This window comes from Arthrobacter nitrophenolicus (assembly GCF_045833485.1).
Lineage (GTDB): Bacteria > Actinomycetota > Actinomycetes > Actinomycetales > Micrococcaceae > Arthrobacter > Arthrobacter nitrophenolicus.
This window is the reverse complement of sequence record NZ_CP174504.1, coordinates 3,138,103-3,155,544: the sequence shown is the minus strand read 5'-3', so window position 1 is coordinate 3,155,544 and position 17,442 is coordinate 3,138,103. Positions and strand designations below refer to the sequence as shown.

Genomic DNA, 17,442 nt, shown 5'->3' with positions numbered 1-17,442 from the left:
TCGGAGGTCACTGCTGCTTGGGTCCTTGTGTTGGAGGGATGTCTGTCGGGGACGGGCCTGTTGGGGGTGCTGCGGTGTCAGGCTGGTCCGGTCCGTTGCCGGCGGCGGACGGGCGGCGCCCCGGCAGCTTCAGGGCGGGCAGTGCCAGCCGGGTGCCGCGCAGGCTCAGGAGAGTCCGGGCGTCAGCGAGGAGCGACCGCGGCGAGAACCGTGCCTGCTGCCGCCGCCAGAATCCAACGGTGGCAGTCATTTCCTTCAGCGAGCCGTCCACGATGGTCCAGTATTCCCTGACTTCTTCCTCCGTAGGCTGGCCCGCACCGAAGATCGAGGCGTCCGCGCGCCGCGCGAGCATGGCGGTGGTCCCTTTGCTGGCCGGGAACGCCTCGGCGAGCACGGCCGCGCTCTCGCGGCGGGTGGAGCGGGTATCGACGGCGGCGCCCATGTCGGTGGCAAGGCTCACCACCTCGCTCCATCCTCCGCCCACCCGCTGGGCGGGGTGGCCGTCGCGGAAGCGCGCTTTCCGCCGTCGTGATTTCAGCAGGGCGATCAGCAGCAGCGGCAGCGCCAGGATGGACAGCGGAATCAGGGCAACGCCCAGCGCACCCAGGAGGGCGCCCCAGAACAGCCACGGGTTGTTCTTCTTCTGGTCAGCGTCCAGGGCGTCGGGCGAGGAGTCCGGCGGCAGGTCGGCCGGCTCCTGCGGCGGGGGTGGCGGCTGCAGCACCTGCGGCTTGGGCTTGGACTTGTTCTCCGGGTCCGGCGGAATGGGAACGTTGTCCTTGGGCGGGGTGGGATCGAAGCTGACCCAGCCCACGCGCTCAAAGGCCACTTCCACCCAGGCGTGGACGTTCTTGCCGGTGATCTTGACTTCGCCGGCGCCGTTTTCCGGGCTGGTGGGATCCGGGTAGAAGCCCATCACCACGCGGGACGGGATGCCCAGGTGGCGGAGCATCAGGGACATGGCAACGGCGTACTGCTCATCGTCGCCAAGCATCTGCTTGGCGGTCAGCAGGTTCCGGATCCGGGCCGAACCGTGGCCCGAGACGCTTGGCAGCTGTCCTTCGCTGACCAGGCCGTTACTGAAGGCACCGGTCTTCTGGAAATGGGCTTCGATCTGCCGGACCCGGTCGATGGCCGTGGGCGCGTCCGCGGACAGGTCGTTCGCCTGGGACGCCACCACCGGGGGGACCTCGAGGGCGTCGGGCATGGACATTTTGGCGAAGTCGTACTGCGTCAGCTGCCCGTGTTCCAGCTTGACGGGGTCGGATACCTGGACACTGTAGGAATCGCCCCGGGTCAGGCCGTTGGTGGTGACGGCGGTATCCGTGCCGGAGTTGAAGTACAGTCCGGACGCGGCCGCCGAGGCCCCCTCATCGAAGCTCAAGCCGGTGGTTTTCCGGCCGCCGGGGACAAAGAAGCCCTGGTATTCCTCGATGGTGATGTCAATGGCGTAGTCCCTGGTGGGAACGGTGCCGGAGGTGTCCGCAAGGGTGTTGATGGACTCGGTGTCGCCCACCTTGCTGAAGTTGCCGGAGCCGTTGGGATCCATGGTGTAGTTGGTGCCATTGAAGGCGTCCAGGGCACCCAGCCGCACCCTGCCGTCGCGCGGCAGGCCCCTGACCACGAAGAGCGTGTCGTCCTTCTTGTCCTTGACGTAGGTCCGGAAGCTGGCCAGCGGCGTGATGTAGTCCTTGGGGTCGAACGGCGGCACCACAACGTTGCGGAGCACTTTCCGTTCATTGCCGGCGGACACCAGCGGCGCGGACAGGGCGGTGACGGCGACACTGACGGCGATGACGCCCGCGGCCATGCCCAGCCGGCGGATCCTGGCGCGCCGGGTGGCGGAGGAATCGGCCTGCGGGTTGTTGACCGCAACCCTGCGGGTGCTGTTCCGCCGCAGGGCGTCCCGCCGGAAGGTTGCCCAGGCGATGCCCAGGACCGTGAGGCCGATGCCGCGCTCGAGGGTGAGGAAGGCGGCGTTGGTGCTGAACGCGATGCCGGTGACGAAGAGGACCAGGACGGGCAGGAGCGGGAAGTAGGGGCTCCGAACCCGCCAGGTCAGGACCGCAGCCACGAGGGCGGTGATCAGCGAACTGAGGAAGGGGACGATGAGCACCCCGCCGGCAGTTCCCACCGGAACGCCGACCGTGAGCATGTCCTTCCAGGCGAAAACGATGCCCAACAGCAGGATCCGCAGCGAATCCAGGGTGGGAACGAATCCGGCGATGGCGGAGTCGGGGACGGCCAGCAGCGTACCGAAGATGAGGTACGCCCCAAGGGCCAGGGCCGTGGTGATCAGCAGCCCGAGCCGCAGGTGTGCGTTGGCAGCGCCGATGGCCAGGCCCAGGACGATGCCGCCAAAGCCCGACAGCAGGTAGTAGGGGTCGCCGCCGAAGCTGAGCCCAAAACCGAGCAGGCCCAGCCCGAGCAGGACGGTGAGCGCGCCGGCGTCGAGCACGAAATGCCAGCGCGGCTGGCCGTCGGCGAAGGCGGACTCCTCCCGGGTGGGCGCCGCCGCGCGGCGGGATGTCCTGCGGGGCCCGTGGGTTGGAGAGGTTCTGCCCGGTGCGGAGCTCATGCTGCCGCCTTTCTCAGCACGATGGCAAGGTCGGCCAGGTCGCCAAGCGTCAGCACGGTCAGGTCCGCGATGTTGGCCCTGCTGGGAGCGGCGCCTGCTTCCACCCGGACGGCGAGGCTGCGCACGCCGGGCGGAACGGATACGGCGGCGGAGCGGAGCTGCGTGGCGGTCACGTTGCTGCCCACCACGAAGAACGTCACGGAGGCATTGGGCACGGTGTCGGCGAGGGTCCTGGCGAGGTCGACGGCGGTGCGGCGCATGGGTGCGCCCACGATCCTGGTCATGTCGTCCAGCATGTTGCGGCCCGTTTCGCAGCGGAGGGGGCCTTTTTGGGTGATGATGTCCAGCTCCCGCTGTTCCCGGATGGCCTGGCGGCCGATGGAGGCGGCCGCGGAGATAGCCATTTCGAACTCGGTTTCGGAGGCGTATTCGTCCGTGTTGATGGACAGCGAGATGGCGAGGTGGGCCCGCCTGGTCTCTTCGAACTGGCGCACCATGAGCTTGTTGGTACGGGCCGTGGTCTTCCAGTGGATGTGCCGCCGGTCATCCCCGGGCACGTAGTCGCGCAGGGCATGGAAGGACACATCCGCGCTGGACAGGTCGGTGGTGGGCATGCCCTCGAGGTCGCGGATGAAGCCTGCGGCGGAACCGGCCAGGGCAACCGTGCGCGGATGGACGAAGAGGTCCTCCGGTTCTGTCCACAGGACCTGGCGGCGCAGCAGGTGCAGGGGGTCCGCCCGGACCGACCGCACGGGCCCGACGACGATCACGGCGCGTCGGGCGGTGGGGATGGTGAACAGATCCTCATGGACCTGCCCGGGCTTCATCCGGGGCAGGTGGAACACGGCGGTGGCATTGCCCACGGGCAGTTCCAGGGCGGCCGGCAGCAGGGGGCGGGCGGAGGTGTTGGACACCGCGATGCTGCCCACGGCGCTGTCCCCTACCGCCACGCGGGTGCGCGCGAGGTCCAGCACAACCCCGTAGGACGAGCGGCCAAGGATGAAGCCGACTGCAACCACGAACATGACGAACGCCGCGATGGCCGCCGCCTTGGCCTCCTGCCAGCCGAAGGCCTGCCCGGTCACCCACAGCAGGACAGCGGCGGCCAGCACGGACCAGCCCAGGATGCTGACCACCGAGAGGACCGGCCAGGCGTATTTCAGCCAGACGCCGCGTGCCCTCCGCCAGGCCGGGGCAAGGGCCAAGGCGGCCGTGCTGCTGGCCTCAGCCCAGACGGCGGAGGGGTGGAGGCGGGCGTTCCTGGCGAAGGGTTGCTTCAGACGCTCCGCGAGCCGGATCAACGGGGTGCCGCTGGACATATGTGTGCCTTCGTTATGTTGCGCTGTTTAAGGGTGCTGCGGGACGGGCCGGCGCCGGTCAGGCGTTGGTGCGCTGCTGCGGCGCGGCGACGTCTGCGAGGATCCGGGTGAGGACCGCCTCGGCCGTGGCGCCGGAGAACTCCGCCTCCGGGTCCATGACGAAGCGGTGGGTCCACACCACCGGGGCCAGTTCCTTGATGTCGTCCGGAAGGACGAAGTTCCTGCCCTGGGATGCGGCCCAGACCTTGGCTGCACGCACCATGGCGAGCGCTCCGCGCACCGAGACGCCCAGCCGGGTTTCGGGCGCGCTGCGGGTTTCCTCGCAGAGCCGGGAGATGTATTCCAGGACGGCCGTGTCCACATGCGCGGTGGCGGCGAGGTCGGCCATGTCGGCGACGGCCTGGGTGGTGATCACTGCCGGCAGTTCCTTGGACCGGTCCTTGACGTTGGACCCGGCCAGCAGCCGCACGGTGGACGCGTGGTCCGGGTAGCCGATGGAGGTTTTGATCAGGAAGCGGTCCAGCTGGGCCTCGGGGAGGCGGTAGGTTCCCGCCTGCTCAATGGGGTTCTGCGTCGCCATCACCATGAACGGCCGCCCGGCTGAGTAGGTGACGCCGTCCACGGTGACCCGGGATTCCTCCATGACCTCCAAGAGCGCGGACTGGGTTTTGGGCGAGGCGCGGTTGATTTCGTCGGCGAGGACGATGTTGTTGAAGATCGGGCCCTTGTGGAACTCGAATTTCTGCGTCTTCTGGTCGTAGATGGTCACACCGGTGACGTCCGAGGGCAGCAGGTCGGGGGTGAACTGGATGCGGTTGTTCGAGCCCTGCACGGTGGCGGCGAGGGCGCGCGCCAGGGAGGTCTTGCCCGTGCCGGGCGCATCCTCGAACAGGACGTGTCCCTCGGCGAGCATCGCCGTGAACGTCAGCCTGATGACGTGCTCCTTGCCGAGGACGGCCTGGCCCACGTTGGCAACGAGTTTTTCGAACGTGTCGGCAAACCAGGCGGCCTGCTCGGTGGTCATGGTCATGGGTGGCTCTTCCTCTTCCTGGATTCAAGGTCTTTTGCGGGGCCGGTCCGGCCCCGCTGCTGTGGTGGCGGCGCCGGACTAGCGGTTGGGCATCCCGGCAGGCGGGTTGCAGCCGAGGCTGGAGGTATCGCAGCGGATCCAATTGCCGGCCGCCATGCCGGAGGTCAGGTGGTACCAGATGCCGCTGGGGTTGTTCGAGGTCTTGTACCAGACCTGGTAGCGGTCGGTCGTGGAGGCGGCACCGGCATCAAGCCATTTGCCCTCACCGGTGCACTGGGACGGGTTGCCTGCCACGTAGCTGTCCGTTCCCTTGCGGGGTTCGGTGCAGCTGCGGACCGGGGTGGCCGTGATGTTCCACGAGGTTGGCGGCGGCGGTGTGGGGTCGGCGCCGGACCTGGATGTCACTGGTCCGCCAATGGCACCGTTCACAATGGTCACCGCGCGCACGCGGAGCTGGCGGGCCTGGTCCCAGCCGCCGGCGGAACGGTCGTAGCGGTTCACCTTGCCCACGTTGATCCAGCCTCCTCCCTCGTAGCTGACCTCGTAGTGGCTCAGCGGCCGGCCGTTGGTATTGGGGTCGTTCCAGGTCCAGTGGACCTCGCCGTCGCCCTTGGCTGACGTGCGTCCGTCGATATTGGGGGCGTTCGCCGGTCCGTAGGGGTTGCCGGCGCCAATGGCCTTGGCGTCGCCGGACATGCTGTTCTTGGTGGACGTGGCGATGATGGTGACCGTGATGTCCCTGCCGTTGGTCAGGCCGCCGATGGTTCCTCCCCCGGCATTGATTGGCCCGCTCCTGCCGTCGGCGTTGTAGGAGTAGGTGATTTCAGCCGGGGTGGAGCCGTTGCGCTGGGCATCCGTCAAGGGAGTGAACGTTACTTCCAGCTGTCCGCTGGTGCCCGTGGCCTTCACGGTTCCGCCGTTCACCTGGCCGGGTTTACCCGCAGCCCGGACAGCTGCCGACGGCGCGCTGGTTCCGCTGGTGCCTGCCTTGTTGGTGGCGGAGACCGTGAAGGTGTAGTTGGTCTCCGAGTTGTCCACCGTGACGTTCTGCATGGTGTCCGCCACCTGCTGGGTGGCCACCACGGCACCGCCGCGGAGCGTGGTCAGGGTGTACGCGGAGACTGCGTCGCCGTTGTTGTTGGGCGCCGTCCAGGAAACCCTCATCTGGCTTTGGCTGCCCACCGGCTGGACCTGCACGGCGGTGGGTGCCGCGGGGGTGGCCGGCACCCCCGCCGGCACCTCGGCTGCCGAATAGGGGCTCCATTCTGATGGTTCCTTGGCGTCGTTGCGGGCCAGGACCCGGACTTTGTAGGAAACCCCGTTCTGCAGGCCCTTCCAGACGTAGCTCACGGCGGTCAGGTTCTGGACCTGGGCGTTCTGGCCGGCGGGCGGCGGTGAAATCTCCAGGTCATATGATTTGACCGGCGAGCCCTTGCTGGCAGGCGCCGCCCAGTTGATGGACAGCTCCTTGTCGCCGAACTTCAGCTGCGGCGCGAGCGGAGTATCCGGCTTGACGTCCGGGCGGACCTCCGCGGAGGCCGGTGAACGGTCCGACTCGCCAAACTCGTTGGTGGCCGTGACCTGGAAGTGGTACTTCGTGTTGTTGGTCAGGCCGTTGAGCGTGCAGGTGTTGGCGGGGCAGTCCTGCTGGAAGCCGCCCTCGCCGTACACCGTGTACTTCGTGATTGCCGAGCCCCGGTCTGCAGGTGCCGTCCAGGTCAGGAGCGCGGTCTGGTCCCCCACGCTTTGTGCCTGTGGCGTTGCGGGGGCCTGGGGCTTGTCCTTCACCGTGAGCCGGACCCGTGCAGTAGCCTGCCGGGACGTATCCCCCGTCTTGTCCGCCACCGTGTAGGAGACCACCATGGTGCCGGTGAAGCCCGGGGCGGGGGTCACCACCACGGAATCACCGTTGACGTCCACGTTGCCGCTGCCGGTTTCGGTGCCGGCGGCGATGATCTTCAGCGGCGTTTCCGGGAACGGGTTGGCGTCGTTCGCCAGCACATTGACCGTGACCGGCTTGCCCGCCGCCGCGTTCGGCTCCAGGTCGTCGTTGGCCACCGGCTTGGGCCGGTTGGAGGCCGTGACCGCGAGCTGGTACGTGGCAGTTGCCTCCAGTCCGCGGGGGTCCCTTGCCTTGACCTGCAGGGCGCCGCTGGTGCCAGTGCCGCTGGAATCGGTTGCGGACACCTTCAATGTCCGGCCCTCGATGCTGGCGTTGAAGCCCGCGGGAGCTCCGCCCACCAGCTCATACTTCATCTTCTCGACGTCGTCCTGGTCAGGATCCGAGGTCAGCTTGCCCAGGTCGGTGCTGGCTGAGTCGCCCTTGGGAACATCCAGGGAAGCGCCCAGGAGCTCCGGCGGGTTGTTGCGGTTGGGGTCAGGCAGCACCTTGGTGCGGATGCTGAGGGTGGACTTCAGGCCCGCCGGGTCGTCCGGTCCGGTGCCGTCCGTGACTTCGAAGGTCAGCGAACCAGGTCCCACGTAATCGGTGCCGGCCGTGTACTTCAGTCCGTCGCCGTCGCCGGTCATGGGGTTGCTGCCGTCGGAGCCGATCAGCTTGATCCTGTCGGCCTGGGTCAGGCGGGGTGAGCGGCCCTCACGGACCTTCACCCATTCGTCCAGGTCCACGTCCACGGACTGGCCGGCGATGACCTCCAGGACTTCGTCCTTGGCCAGGGTGGGCACCTGCTGGCCGAGGCCGGGAACCCAGATGACCGCGGTGGACTGCTGTCCGTCCACGTCCTCGACCGTGTAGGGGATGAGCTGCGGCTGCTCGGTGAGGTCCACGATCATGTTGCCGTCGGCACCCGGCCTCGCCGTGGCTGCCTCGGTGCTGATCTTCAGGTTCTCGCCCACGCCGTCGGGGTCTTCGTCGTTTTTCAGGACGGGAACGTCGACGGCGGTCTTGCCCATGGTCTGGGCGGAGGTCACCCTGTCGTCGCGGGCGATGGGGGCCTTGAGCGGCACTTCGGGGTCCACCACCACGCGGATGGTTGCCTGGGCGGAGGCGTCCCTGTCGTCGGCGATGGTGTAGCGGACGTTGACCGTGCCGGCCTCGCCCGGGGCCATGAGCAGGATCCGGCCGCTCGCTTTGCTGACGCTGGCCTGCAGGGCCGGGTCCGCCTCCATGCCGTCCGTGAGGATCCGGATCAGGTCGCCGTCGGGGTCGGTGTCGTTGCCGGTGGCGTCGACGGCGATCTGCCGGCCGGGGCGGACGCGCACCTCGTCGTCGACGGGGGTGGGTTTCTGGTTCACCTCGCCGCGGGGTGCGATGCCCACCGTGACCGTTCCGGTGTTGACAGCTCCCTGGCGGTCCACCACCTTGTAGCGGAAGGTGTCGGTTCCGGCGCCGTCACCGGCCGCCGTGAAATCAATGAAGTTGCTGCCCACCGTGGCGGTGCCCATGGCCGGCGTGCTGTCGATGCCCGTGAGCTGGACGGAATCGCCGTCGGGATCGATGCCGTCCAGGGGGACGGGGATGCGCACGGTACCGGATGCCACCACGCGGGCGGTGAGGTTGCGCGGCTGGGGCCGGGTGTTCTCGGCGCCTTCCAGCGGAAGGATGTGGATGGTCACCGCGGCAGCGCTTTTCTGGCCCTGCGGGTCCACGGCGTTGTAGATGGCGCGCACCGTCTTGGGCTGGCTGCCGGCAATGAAGCGCAGGGTATTTTCGGAGACGAAGCTCTTGCCGTCCACGGGATCGACGCCCTGCGGCAGGACCGGGTCAACGGTGAGTTCCTGGCCTTGCGGGTGGGTGTCGTTGTCCAGCACCGGGATGGTCACCACATCGTTGACGCGGACATTGACCTCGTCCGGTTTGGGCTGCGGAGCCTCCACGACGGCCGGGGCCGGGACGGGGACCACGGACACGCTGCCCGTGGCGGACTTCCTGCCGTTGGACATGGTGTATTCGAAGAGGATGGGGTCCTTGGTGCCGAGGATGTCCGTGATCCGCAGGACGCTGTGGTTGATCACGCTGACCGATGCTGTGGAGTTTTCCGGCAGCTTGACGGACTGCAGCACCAGGACGCCGCCGGAGGGGTCGGAGTCGTTGGCGAGCGGGTCCAGCAGGACGCTGCCGCCCGTGGGCATCAGGGCCACGTCGTGGACTGCCACCGGGTTGCCTGCCTCGTCCCCGGATTCCACGTCCACGCGGATCAGCCCCTGGCTGCTTTGCGGCCCGTTGCTGGCGATGTAGGTCAGGTAGACGGGCCCCGGCGTGGTGCTGCGGAAGGTGAGGGTGCCGCCATCGGTGACGGGTCCCAGATCCGCGGGACCGTTTGCCTCGACCTGGGCGAGCCGGAGGGCACCGCCGTTGGGGTCGACGTCGTTCTTCAACGGGGAAACCACCAGGTCCTGGCCGACGACTGCCGTGACGTGGTCTGCGTTGACCACGGGGGCCAGCGCGCCCGGCGGCTGGACGTTGATGATGACCTTGCCGGTCACCGTTGCCCGGCCGTCCCAGATGGTGACCTCCACCGTCTTCTTGCCGGCTGTGGCGCCCGAGTCCTGGAACGTCAGGAGGCCGTCGCGGCGGACTTTGACCTGGTCCTGGTCGTTGTCTGCCCTGGCGTCCAGGAGGACCAGGTCGTCGCCGTCCGGGTCGATCCAGTCCGTGAGGATGTTCTGGCTGACGGTCTTGCCCTGTTCAACCAGCATGGTGGTGTCGTCGCCGCGCTTGAACTGCGGCGGCTTGTTCTCGTCTGCGCCCACCACGTTGAGGGTGACCTGGCCGCCGGCAGAGAGGCCGCGCCCATCGGAGGCGTTGTAGTTGAACGTCTCAGTGCCGGGCCTGGCGTCAGCAGGCACCGAGATCTGGAATGCGGTGCCGCCGTAGATGTTTTCGAGGGTGCCCGCCTGCGGGCCGGAGTCGGACAGGGCCGCGGTAAGCACGTCGCCGTCGGGGTCCGAATCGTTGTCCAGGACGCTGAGGATGGTGGTGCGTCCGGGACGCACGCCGACGGCGTCGGGCTTGGTTTCCGGCGGACGGTTCGGCTTGGTGCGGTCCGGCAGGACGTTGATGGTGTTGTTGTCCGCGGACTCCTGGTCCTGTTCGTCGGACTCGTTCTTGGGCGGGACGACGTCGTCCCAGTTGTTGACCAGCTGCATGTTCTGGTTGACCAGCCACACGTTGCCGGAGTTCACGTCGTTGAGGACCACCAGGTCCCGGTTCACCCGGAACACGTACGACGGCGACGCACTGGCCTTGGGCACGTCCACGTTCTTGTCATCACCGTCGTTGAGGCAGTCGCGCACGTACTTGTTCGCGCCCGACCACGCCGCATGCAAGCACCCGCCCAACTGGACGGGGGCAGCCGGCACGCCCTCGCCGTCGAACGTCACCGTCTTCGCGGTGCCGCCGTCCAGCGGCTGCTTCAACAAGGCCTTCTGGGTGGCAACGGCAACAAAATCACTGCCCGGGCCCGTCTGCTGCAGCTTCGCATCCCGTGCGTTGTCCAGCTGCAGCCGCTTACCGCCCGGCAGGAACAGGCTCCCCGCCGCCGCATCCAACAGCACCGGCCGGTCCCCCACCACCGTGATCTGCAGGTCCCCCGCGCCCTTCAGGGCATCCCAGGTCTCGGACTCGGACGACGTGACAGCCCCGTTCGCGTCCACTCCGGTGACCGTCACCGTGCCGGCCTCCGGGTCCGCAGAATAGATCCGGTCATCGGCACCCACCGCGGACACCGTGCCCTCCGAACCCACCAGCACAGGCTCGGACGCTTCCTCATCAAATCCGTTGATCGTGGACGGCGATACCGCCCACACCTTGCCCGACGCCGCATCCGTCACGGAAATGACCTCGGAACCAAAACTCACATCCGCAGCCCCCGGCAACTGCTTGTCCCCGCCCAGGCGCATGTTCGCCGGCGAGACCTGGTTAAGCGTCGAACCCGTCTCATCATCAACAAACACATCCCCGGCATCCTGGAGAATGTCGAACGTCGTCGACGCCGGCGTCACCGCACCGTCCAAGACCCGCGACGGATAATTCAACCGCCCCACCGCGTTCTTGGACTTCGACACCACCCAGACGCCGCCGTCGTTCAACTCCACCTCGGTGGTCTTGAACCCCGGATAGAGCACGGCACCGGTCACCACGACGGCCACGGCGGCACCAAAAGCGGTACCGTTGACGATCTTCTTGTGGCGCCGTTTGAGCCCAAGTTTCCCCAGCAGACTTGTCACAGCGTAAATTCCCTCGAATTGATGCGGTGGCCCCCAGGCCGGCACATGGAAGAACCCGGTATCGGACTCTCTCTTCCCCGGGAAAGCCTACCCAACGCGTTAGCTAGCCGCGATGGGTAGGCCTCCCCTACGGCCGGGACGTGCCATCCACTCCTCAGCACAGCGGAATTCCGTGGGAGTAGGGCTGGCCCAGCTGTGAGTGCCCGGCCACCATGTAGAAGCCGACGTTGCGGTTGGATCCCGGTTCGATCCGGTAGAACGGCTGGTCCGGGGTGTTGGTCCATTGGTCATTCATCATCACGTAGCAGCGGACAACGATCCGCTCGCCGGTGTTGACGTAAAACCACGGCGGTGTATCCCCGTTATTGATGCCTTGGCAGTCGAAGTACGGCGCGGGCCGGTAACTGGCCTTGCCATACTCGAACGTGCATGTCCGGACCAGGTCGGTGCCCTTGACGACGGTTGTGATCCATTCCCCCTGCGCACCCGACTTTGCGGACGCCGACACAACACCGCTCTCGGTGCCAAGCGAGTTAACCGTCTTAACGTCGATCCGGTGGGACTCGTTGAAGGCGCCCGTATTGATGACCCTGCTGCCGGACGCCGCGACCCGTTCCCACCCGCCGCCGTCGATGCTGATCAGCGTGGAGGCAACATCGTTCGTCGCGGTGGAAGGAGAGGCCCAACTCAAGGTCAGCGACTTCTGGTTCATGGCGCCGTCCTGGCCGGAAGCAGACGGCGTACCCGGAGAACCGTAAGGTGTGGCTGTTGACCCGGCGCTGGCATCGGAGCTCGGGGCCACCGTGGAGTGGGCAATGACCGTGATGGTGGTGGCCGTCCCGTTGGCGAAACCTCCAACGCTCTGGCCGGGCCTGATCGGGCCACGCTGTCCGGTGCTTGAGTTGTAGCTGTAGCTGACCTCGCCGCGGGCCGAACCGTTCCGTTCGGCTGCCGACAGCTCACGGAAGTTGATGGTCACCTGGCGGCCCGCTCCCCCCGTGTCGGCAGGAGTCGCACTGACGCCGGAGACCTGGCTCAGCTTGCCGGTGGCACGCCGTGGTGCCGATGGCTGGCTGGTTGGCCCTTTCCCGGCTTTGTTTTCGGCCTGTACCGTGAAGGTGTACCCGGATTCGGAGTTGTTGGCGGTGAAGTTGGCAGTACGCACGGTACCGGCGACAACTTGGGTTTGCGGCGCCACGCCTCCTCCGCTCATTGTCACGTAGTAGTTCCTGATGGCGTCACCGTTAGTGCCCGGCTCGGACCAATCCACCCGCAACTGGTTGGTGGTCCCCACGGCGGACGCCACCGCCGACGTGGGAGCGGCCGGAGCCGCGGGAACACCGGCGGGGTTGTCCTCACTGGAGTAGAGGCCCCAGTCGGAGGGTCCAAGTTCGTTGACTGCCTGGACGCGGACTTTATACCGGACACCGTTGGTCAAGCCCGGCCAGGTGTAGCTCAGGCCGGCTACATCGTTTTTTACCGCGATGCCGCTGGAGGGAGGCGGTGAGATCTCCAGGTTGTAGCTCTTCACCGCTGAGCCCTCGGTCCTTGCCGGCGCCCAGCTGACCTCCATGTTCTTGTCGCCTGCCTTGACGGTGGGCGCATCCGGCGCTGACGGCTTTTCGTCCGGCCGGATCTCATTGGAGGCTGGTGACGATTCGGATTCGCCCACTTCATTAGTCGCCGTGACGGTGAAGACATATTTGAGGTCGTTCGTCAGGCCCGTCAAGGTGCAGGTGGTGGTGGGGCATTCCTGGCTGAATCCGCTGGAGCGCACCGTGTATTTGGTGATTTGTGAACCGTTGTCCGACGGTGGCGCCCATTTGAGCACGGCGGTCCGGCTACGGACATCGGTAGCTGTGGGGGCTGAAGGCGCGTCAGGTTTGTCACGTACTGTAACCCTGACCCTCCCGTTTACCTGTCTGGACGGATCGTCCGTCTTGTCAGCGATGGTGTAGCGAAGGACCATCACCCCCTTGAAGCCGTCCGCGGGCGTAAAGGTGATCGCGTCACCGTTGATGGCCGGCTGCCCGGCCGCTGAGCCCGTTTCCACCGCAACCGAGACGATTTTGAGCGGGGCGTCGCTGAAGGGATTGAAGTCGTTTGCCAGGACGTTGACGGTTTCGGTCCGGCCAGCGTTGCCCTTCTCGATCACGTCCTCGTTGGCGGTGGGAAGAGGCCTGATTGAAGCGACGACGGTGGCAGTGATGGCTGCCCTGACCGGTCCGGAACGGCCATCGGTGACCTTCAAAGGGATGGTGCCCTGGCGCCCGGATGCTGTGCCCGGTTCTGCCCTGACCTTTAGGGCCTGTCCCTCGACTGCAGCCGAAAACCCGTCCGGCAGCGCCCCGTCAATATCGAACCTGAGCTTATCCTGGTCTCCAGGGTCCACGTCCTTGGCGAGGTTGCCCAGCTCCAGGATGGCAGTTTCCGCCACTGGTACCTGCAGGTCGGAGCCACTGAAAGTGGGCACATGGTTGGCGTTCGGGTCAGGTATCACTTTGGTGATGATTGTCAGAGTGGACTTCAGGCCCTGGGGATCCTCCGGGCCTGAGCCGTCCGTGACTTCGAAGGTCACGGAGCCCGGACCCACGTAGTCTGGCAGGGCCGCATAGCGAAGCTCGTCCCCGTTGCCTCCAATGACGTTTCCGGGCTCAGCGCCCTGCACCCTGACCTTGTCGGCCTGGGTTATCTGCGGAGTACGGCCGTCCCGCACACGGACGAAGTCGCGCAGCTGTATGGTTTCTTCCTTGCCGGCCATGACCTCAAGAACGTCGCTCCGGGCCAGGCTCGGATGCTGCTCGCCCTGCCCGGGCACCCAGATGACGGCCGTGGCGCTCTGCCCGTCGACGTCGGTGACGGTGTAGGGAATCAGCTGTTCTGCCGGCGCGAGGGTGACCACCACATTGCCGTCTGCTCCCACCCGGGCGTTGGAGTTGCGGTCCGGCAGGCTGATTTCGAGGTCGGCAGCAACCCCATCCGGATCGGAGTCATTCTTAAGGGCAGGAACGTCCACAGCAGACTTGCCGAGCGTCTCTGCCGGGGTCACGACGTCGTCTTTGGCCACCGGAGCCTGGAGCGGGGCGTCCGGACTCACCCGGACGCGGATGACCGCACTGCCTTGGGCCTTCTTGTCGTCCTGAATCGTATAGCCGACGCTTTCATTGGCGGCGGCCCCGGGAGCCGTGAGCAGCACTTTGCCGCCGTCGGCCGTCCCAACGCGTAGCTCAGGCCGGGCCTCGAAGGCGTCGGCCACCAGGCCGATCTGGTCTCCGTCAGGGTCAGCGTCGTTGCCAAGGACCTCCACGGCTACGGTGCGTCCGGGACGGACATCCACAGCATCATCCACCGCGATCGGTTTCTGGTTGTTTGCCGCCGCCGGGGCAATTCCCACGATCACGGTGCCAGTGTTTTCAGCGCCGATACGGTCCCGGACCCGGTACGTGAAAGTGTCGGTGCCGGCGGCGGTGCCGGTGGCTGTGAACTCCAGGTATCCGTCCCTTACCAATGCGGTGCCCATGCCGGGGGCCTTGTCCACACCAATCAGCTGCACAGAGTCACCATCGGAATCGATGCCGTCCAGAGGAACGGGAACGCGGACTGCCATGCCGGCGATTACCCGGGCCGTGAGGTTTCTTGGCTCGGGCCGAGTGTTCCGTTCGTCGTCCCGGGCGCGTATTCGGATGGTCACTTGTTGGGAGTCTGACTGCCCGGATTCGTTGGTGACCTTGTAAATCGCGTAGACCGTCTTGGGTGTCCCGCCCGCCATGAAACGGAGGGTGTTGCCCGAACGGAAGAGCCTGCCGTCGGCTTCATCGGGCCCTTGCGCCAGTTCCGGTTCAAGGGTGAGCCCGCCTCCGTTGGGGTCCGTATCATTTTCGAGGACTGGAATAGTGACCACGTCACCCGTCCGCACGGACACCTCGTCCGGTTTGGCCTGTGGTGCCTGGAGCTTGGCCGGTGCGGGCACCACCAGGACGGCAATGTCGCCGCTGGCCGACGCTTTGCCGTTCGAAGTCATGTACTTGATGTTGAGCTGGCCTTGGGCCCGGACGTCGTTGATCCGGACCACCGAATGGTCCAGCACTGAAACAATGACGGGCTCCCCGTCTGCTGTGGTGACGGACTGGACCACCAGAACGCCTCCCGAGGGGTCCGAATCATTGCCGAGGACGTCCACCAGCACGCTGCCGCCGCTGGGCAGCAGGGCCGTGTCCCGGACTGCCACGGGCGCACCGTCGCCGTTGCCGGGGACAACGTCCACGCGGACGAGCTGCTGTGCGCTGGCAGGACCGTTCGTCACGAGATAGGACAAGTAGTGCGTACCCGGGCTGGCGGAACTGAACGTGAAGGTTTGCTGGTCCGCGCCCATGGTTGCTGTGGAGTTCCCATCCGGTGTCACCTGGGCCAGCCGGAGCCCGCCACCCTGGGGATCCAGGTCGTTCTTCAGCGGTGCGATGACGGTATCTACGCCCGCGACGGCCACGATGTGGTCGGCGTTGGCAACCGGGGGCAGCGCTCCGGGCGGACGGATATCAACAGTCACCCGGCCTTCGGTGGTGGACTGGCCGTCAGAGACCGTAACCGTGACAGTCTTGCGTCCCGGTTCAGAGCCGAAGTCCTGAAAGCTGAGGAGCCCGTCCAGGCGCACTTTGACCTGGTCGCGGGGGTCACTGCCGGTGGCGCCCACTACGTAGAGGTCGTCGCCGTCGGGATCGGTCCAGTCGGGAAGGATGTTCTGGGAAATCGTCTTGCCGGATTGCAGTACCAGAGTGGTGTTGCGGTTCGGCTTCTGCCGCGGGGCAGAGTTTTCCCCCGGCGGAATGATGTTGAGAGTGACGCCGGACGACGCTGAGAGGCCGCGGCCGTCGTCCACCGTGTACTGGAAGGTCTCAGAACCCGTCCTGTCCGCGGGCACTGTCACCTGGAAGCCGGTCGCACCGTAGATGGGAGCCAGCGCCCCCGACTTGATGGGCTCCGCCCGGACCGTCAGGATGTCGCCGTCGGCATCGCTGTCGTTGTCCAGAACGGGCAGGATGACCGTCCTTCCGGCGCGGACACCGAATGTATCCGGGTTTGCCACCGGCGGCGTGTTGGGTTTGGTGCGGTCCGGCAACACCGTTTGCTGGAGCTCGTCGGCGGAGTCCTTATCAGCGTCGTCGGACGTTTCCTTGGGCGGGATGACGTCGTCCCAGTTGTTGACCAGCTGCATGTTCTGGTTGACCAGCCACACGTTGCCGGAGTTCACGTCGTTGAGGACCACCAGGTCCCGGTTCACCCGGAACACGTACGACGGCGACGCACTGGCCTTGGGCACGTCCACGTTCTTGTCATCACCGTCGTTGAGGCAGTCACGGACATACTTGTTCGCGCCCGACCACGCCGCATGCAAGCACCCGCCCAACTGGACGGGGGCAGCCGGCACGCCCTCGCCGTCGAACGTCACCGTCTTCGCGGTGCCGCCGTCCAGCGGCTGCTTCAACAAGGCCTTCTGGGTGGCAACGGCAACAAAATCACTGCCCGGGCCCGTCTGCTGCAGCTTCGCATCCCGTGCGTTGTCCAGCTGCAGCCGCTTACCGCCCGGCAGGAACAGGCTCCCCGCCGCCGCATCCAACAGCACCGGCCGGTCCCCCACCACCGTGATCTGCAGGTCCCCCGCGCCCTTCAGGGCATCCCAGGTCTCGGACTCGGACGACGTGACAGCCCCGTTCGCGTCCACTCCGGTGACCGTCACCGTGCCGGCCTCCGGGTCCGCAGAATAGATCCGGTCATCGGCACCCACCGCGGACACCGTGCCCTCCGAACCCACCAGCACAGGCTCGGACGCTTCCTCATCAAATCCGTTGATCGTGGACGGCGATACCGCCCACACCTTGCCCGACGCCGCATCCGTCACGGAAATGACCTCGGAACCAAAACTCACATCCGCGGCCCCCGGCAACTGTTTGTCCCCGCCCAGGCGCATGTTCGCCGGCGAGACCTGGTTAAGCGTCGAACCCGTCTCATCATCAACAAACACATCCCCGGCATCCTGGAGAATGTCGAACGTCGTCGACGCCGGCGTCACCGCACCGTCCAAGACCCGCGACGGATAATTCAACCGCCCCACCGCGTTCTTGGACTTCGACACCACCCAGACGCCGCCGTCGTTCAACTCCACCTCGGTGGTCTTGAACCCCGGATAGATAACAGCCCCTACAACCAGGAGGGTGAGGGCAATGCTGAAGATGGTGCCGGTAAAGAGGCGGGAACGGACGAGATGCCTGCTGAACGGTACGGCGGAGGATGCAGTTTTGGCGCGGGCATGTCCGCGAAAATTCATGGAA

General features: G+C 66.5%; 5 protein-coding genes. All 5 read right to left on the bottom strand.

The window, feature by feature from the left end; genetic code table 11:
- Positions 1–7: 7 nt before the first annotated feature.
- A complete protein-coding gene (locus ACJJV6_RS14570) occupies positions 8–2,578 on the bottom strand; it encodes a transglutaminase domain-containing protein (protein WP_407709293.1) in 2,571 nt (856 codons plus the stop codon).
- Entirely contained in the window at positions 2,575–3,897 is a 1,323-nt protein-coding gene (locus tag ACJJV6_RS14565; RefSeq protein WP_407709292.1) for a DUF58 domain-containing protein, read from the bottom strand. Before ACJJV6_RS14565 ends, ACJJV6_RS14570 begins: the two co-directional genes overlap by 4 nt.
- Positions 3,898–3,955: 58 nt before the next feature.
- Positions 3,956–4,927 carry a MoxR family ATPase gene (locus tag ACJJV6_RS14560; RefSeq protein WP_009356297.1) on the bottom strand — a complete coding sequence of 324 codons (972 nt, stop codon included), beginning with the start codon at positions 4,925–4,927 and terminating at the stop codon, positions 3,956–3,958.
- A 78-nt stretch (positions 4,928–5,005) separates the two neighbouring features.
- Positions 5,006–11,116 carry an Ig-like domain-containing protein gene (locus tag ACJJV6_RS14555; RefSeq protein ID WP_407709291.1) on the bottom strand — a complete coding sequence of 2,037 codons (6,111 nt, stop codon included), beginning with the start codon at positions 11,114–11,116 and terminating at the stop codon, positions 5,006–5,008.
- A 154-nt stretch (positions 11,117–11,270) separates the two neighbouring features.
- Positions 11,271–17,438 carry an Ig-like domain-containing protein gene (locus ACJJV6_RS14550; RefSeq protein ID WP_407709290.1) on the bottom strand — a complete coding sequence of 2,056 codons (6,168 nt, stop codon included), beginning with the start codon at positions 17,436–17,438 and terminating at the stop codon, positions 11,271–11,273.
- Positions 17,439–17,442 lie beyond the last annotated feature (4 nt).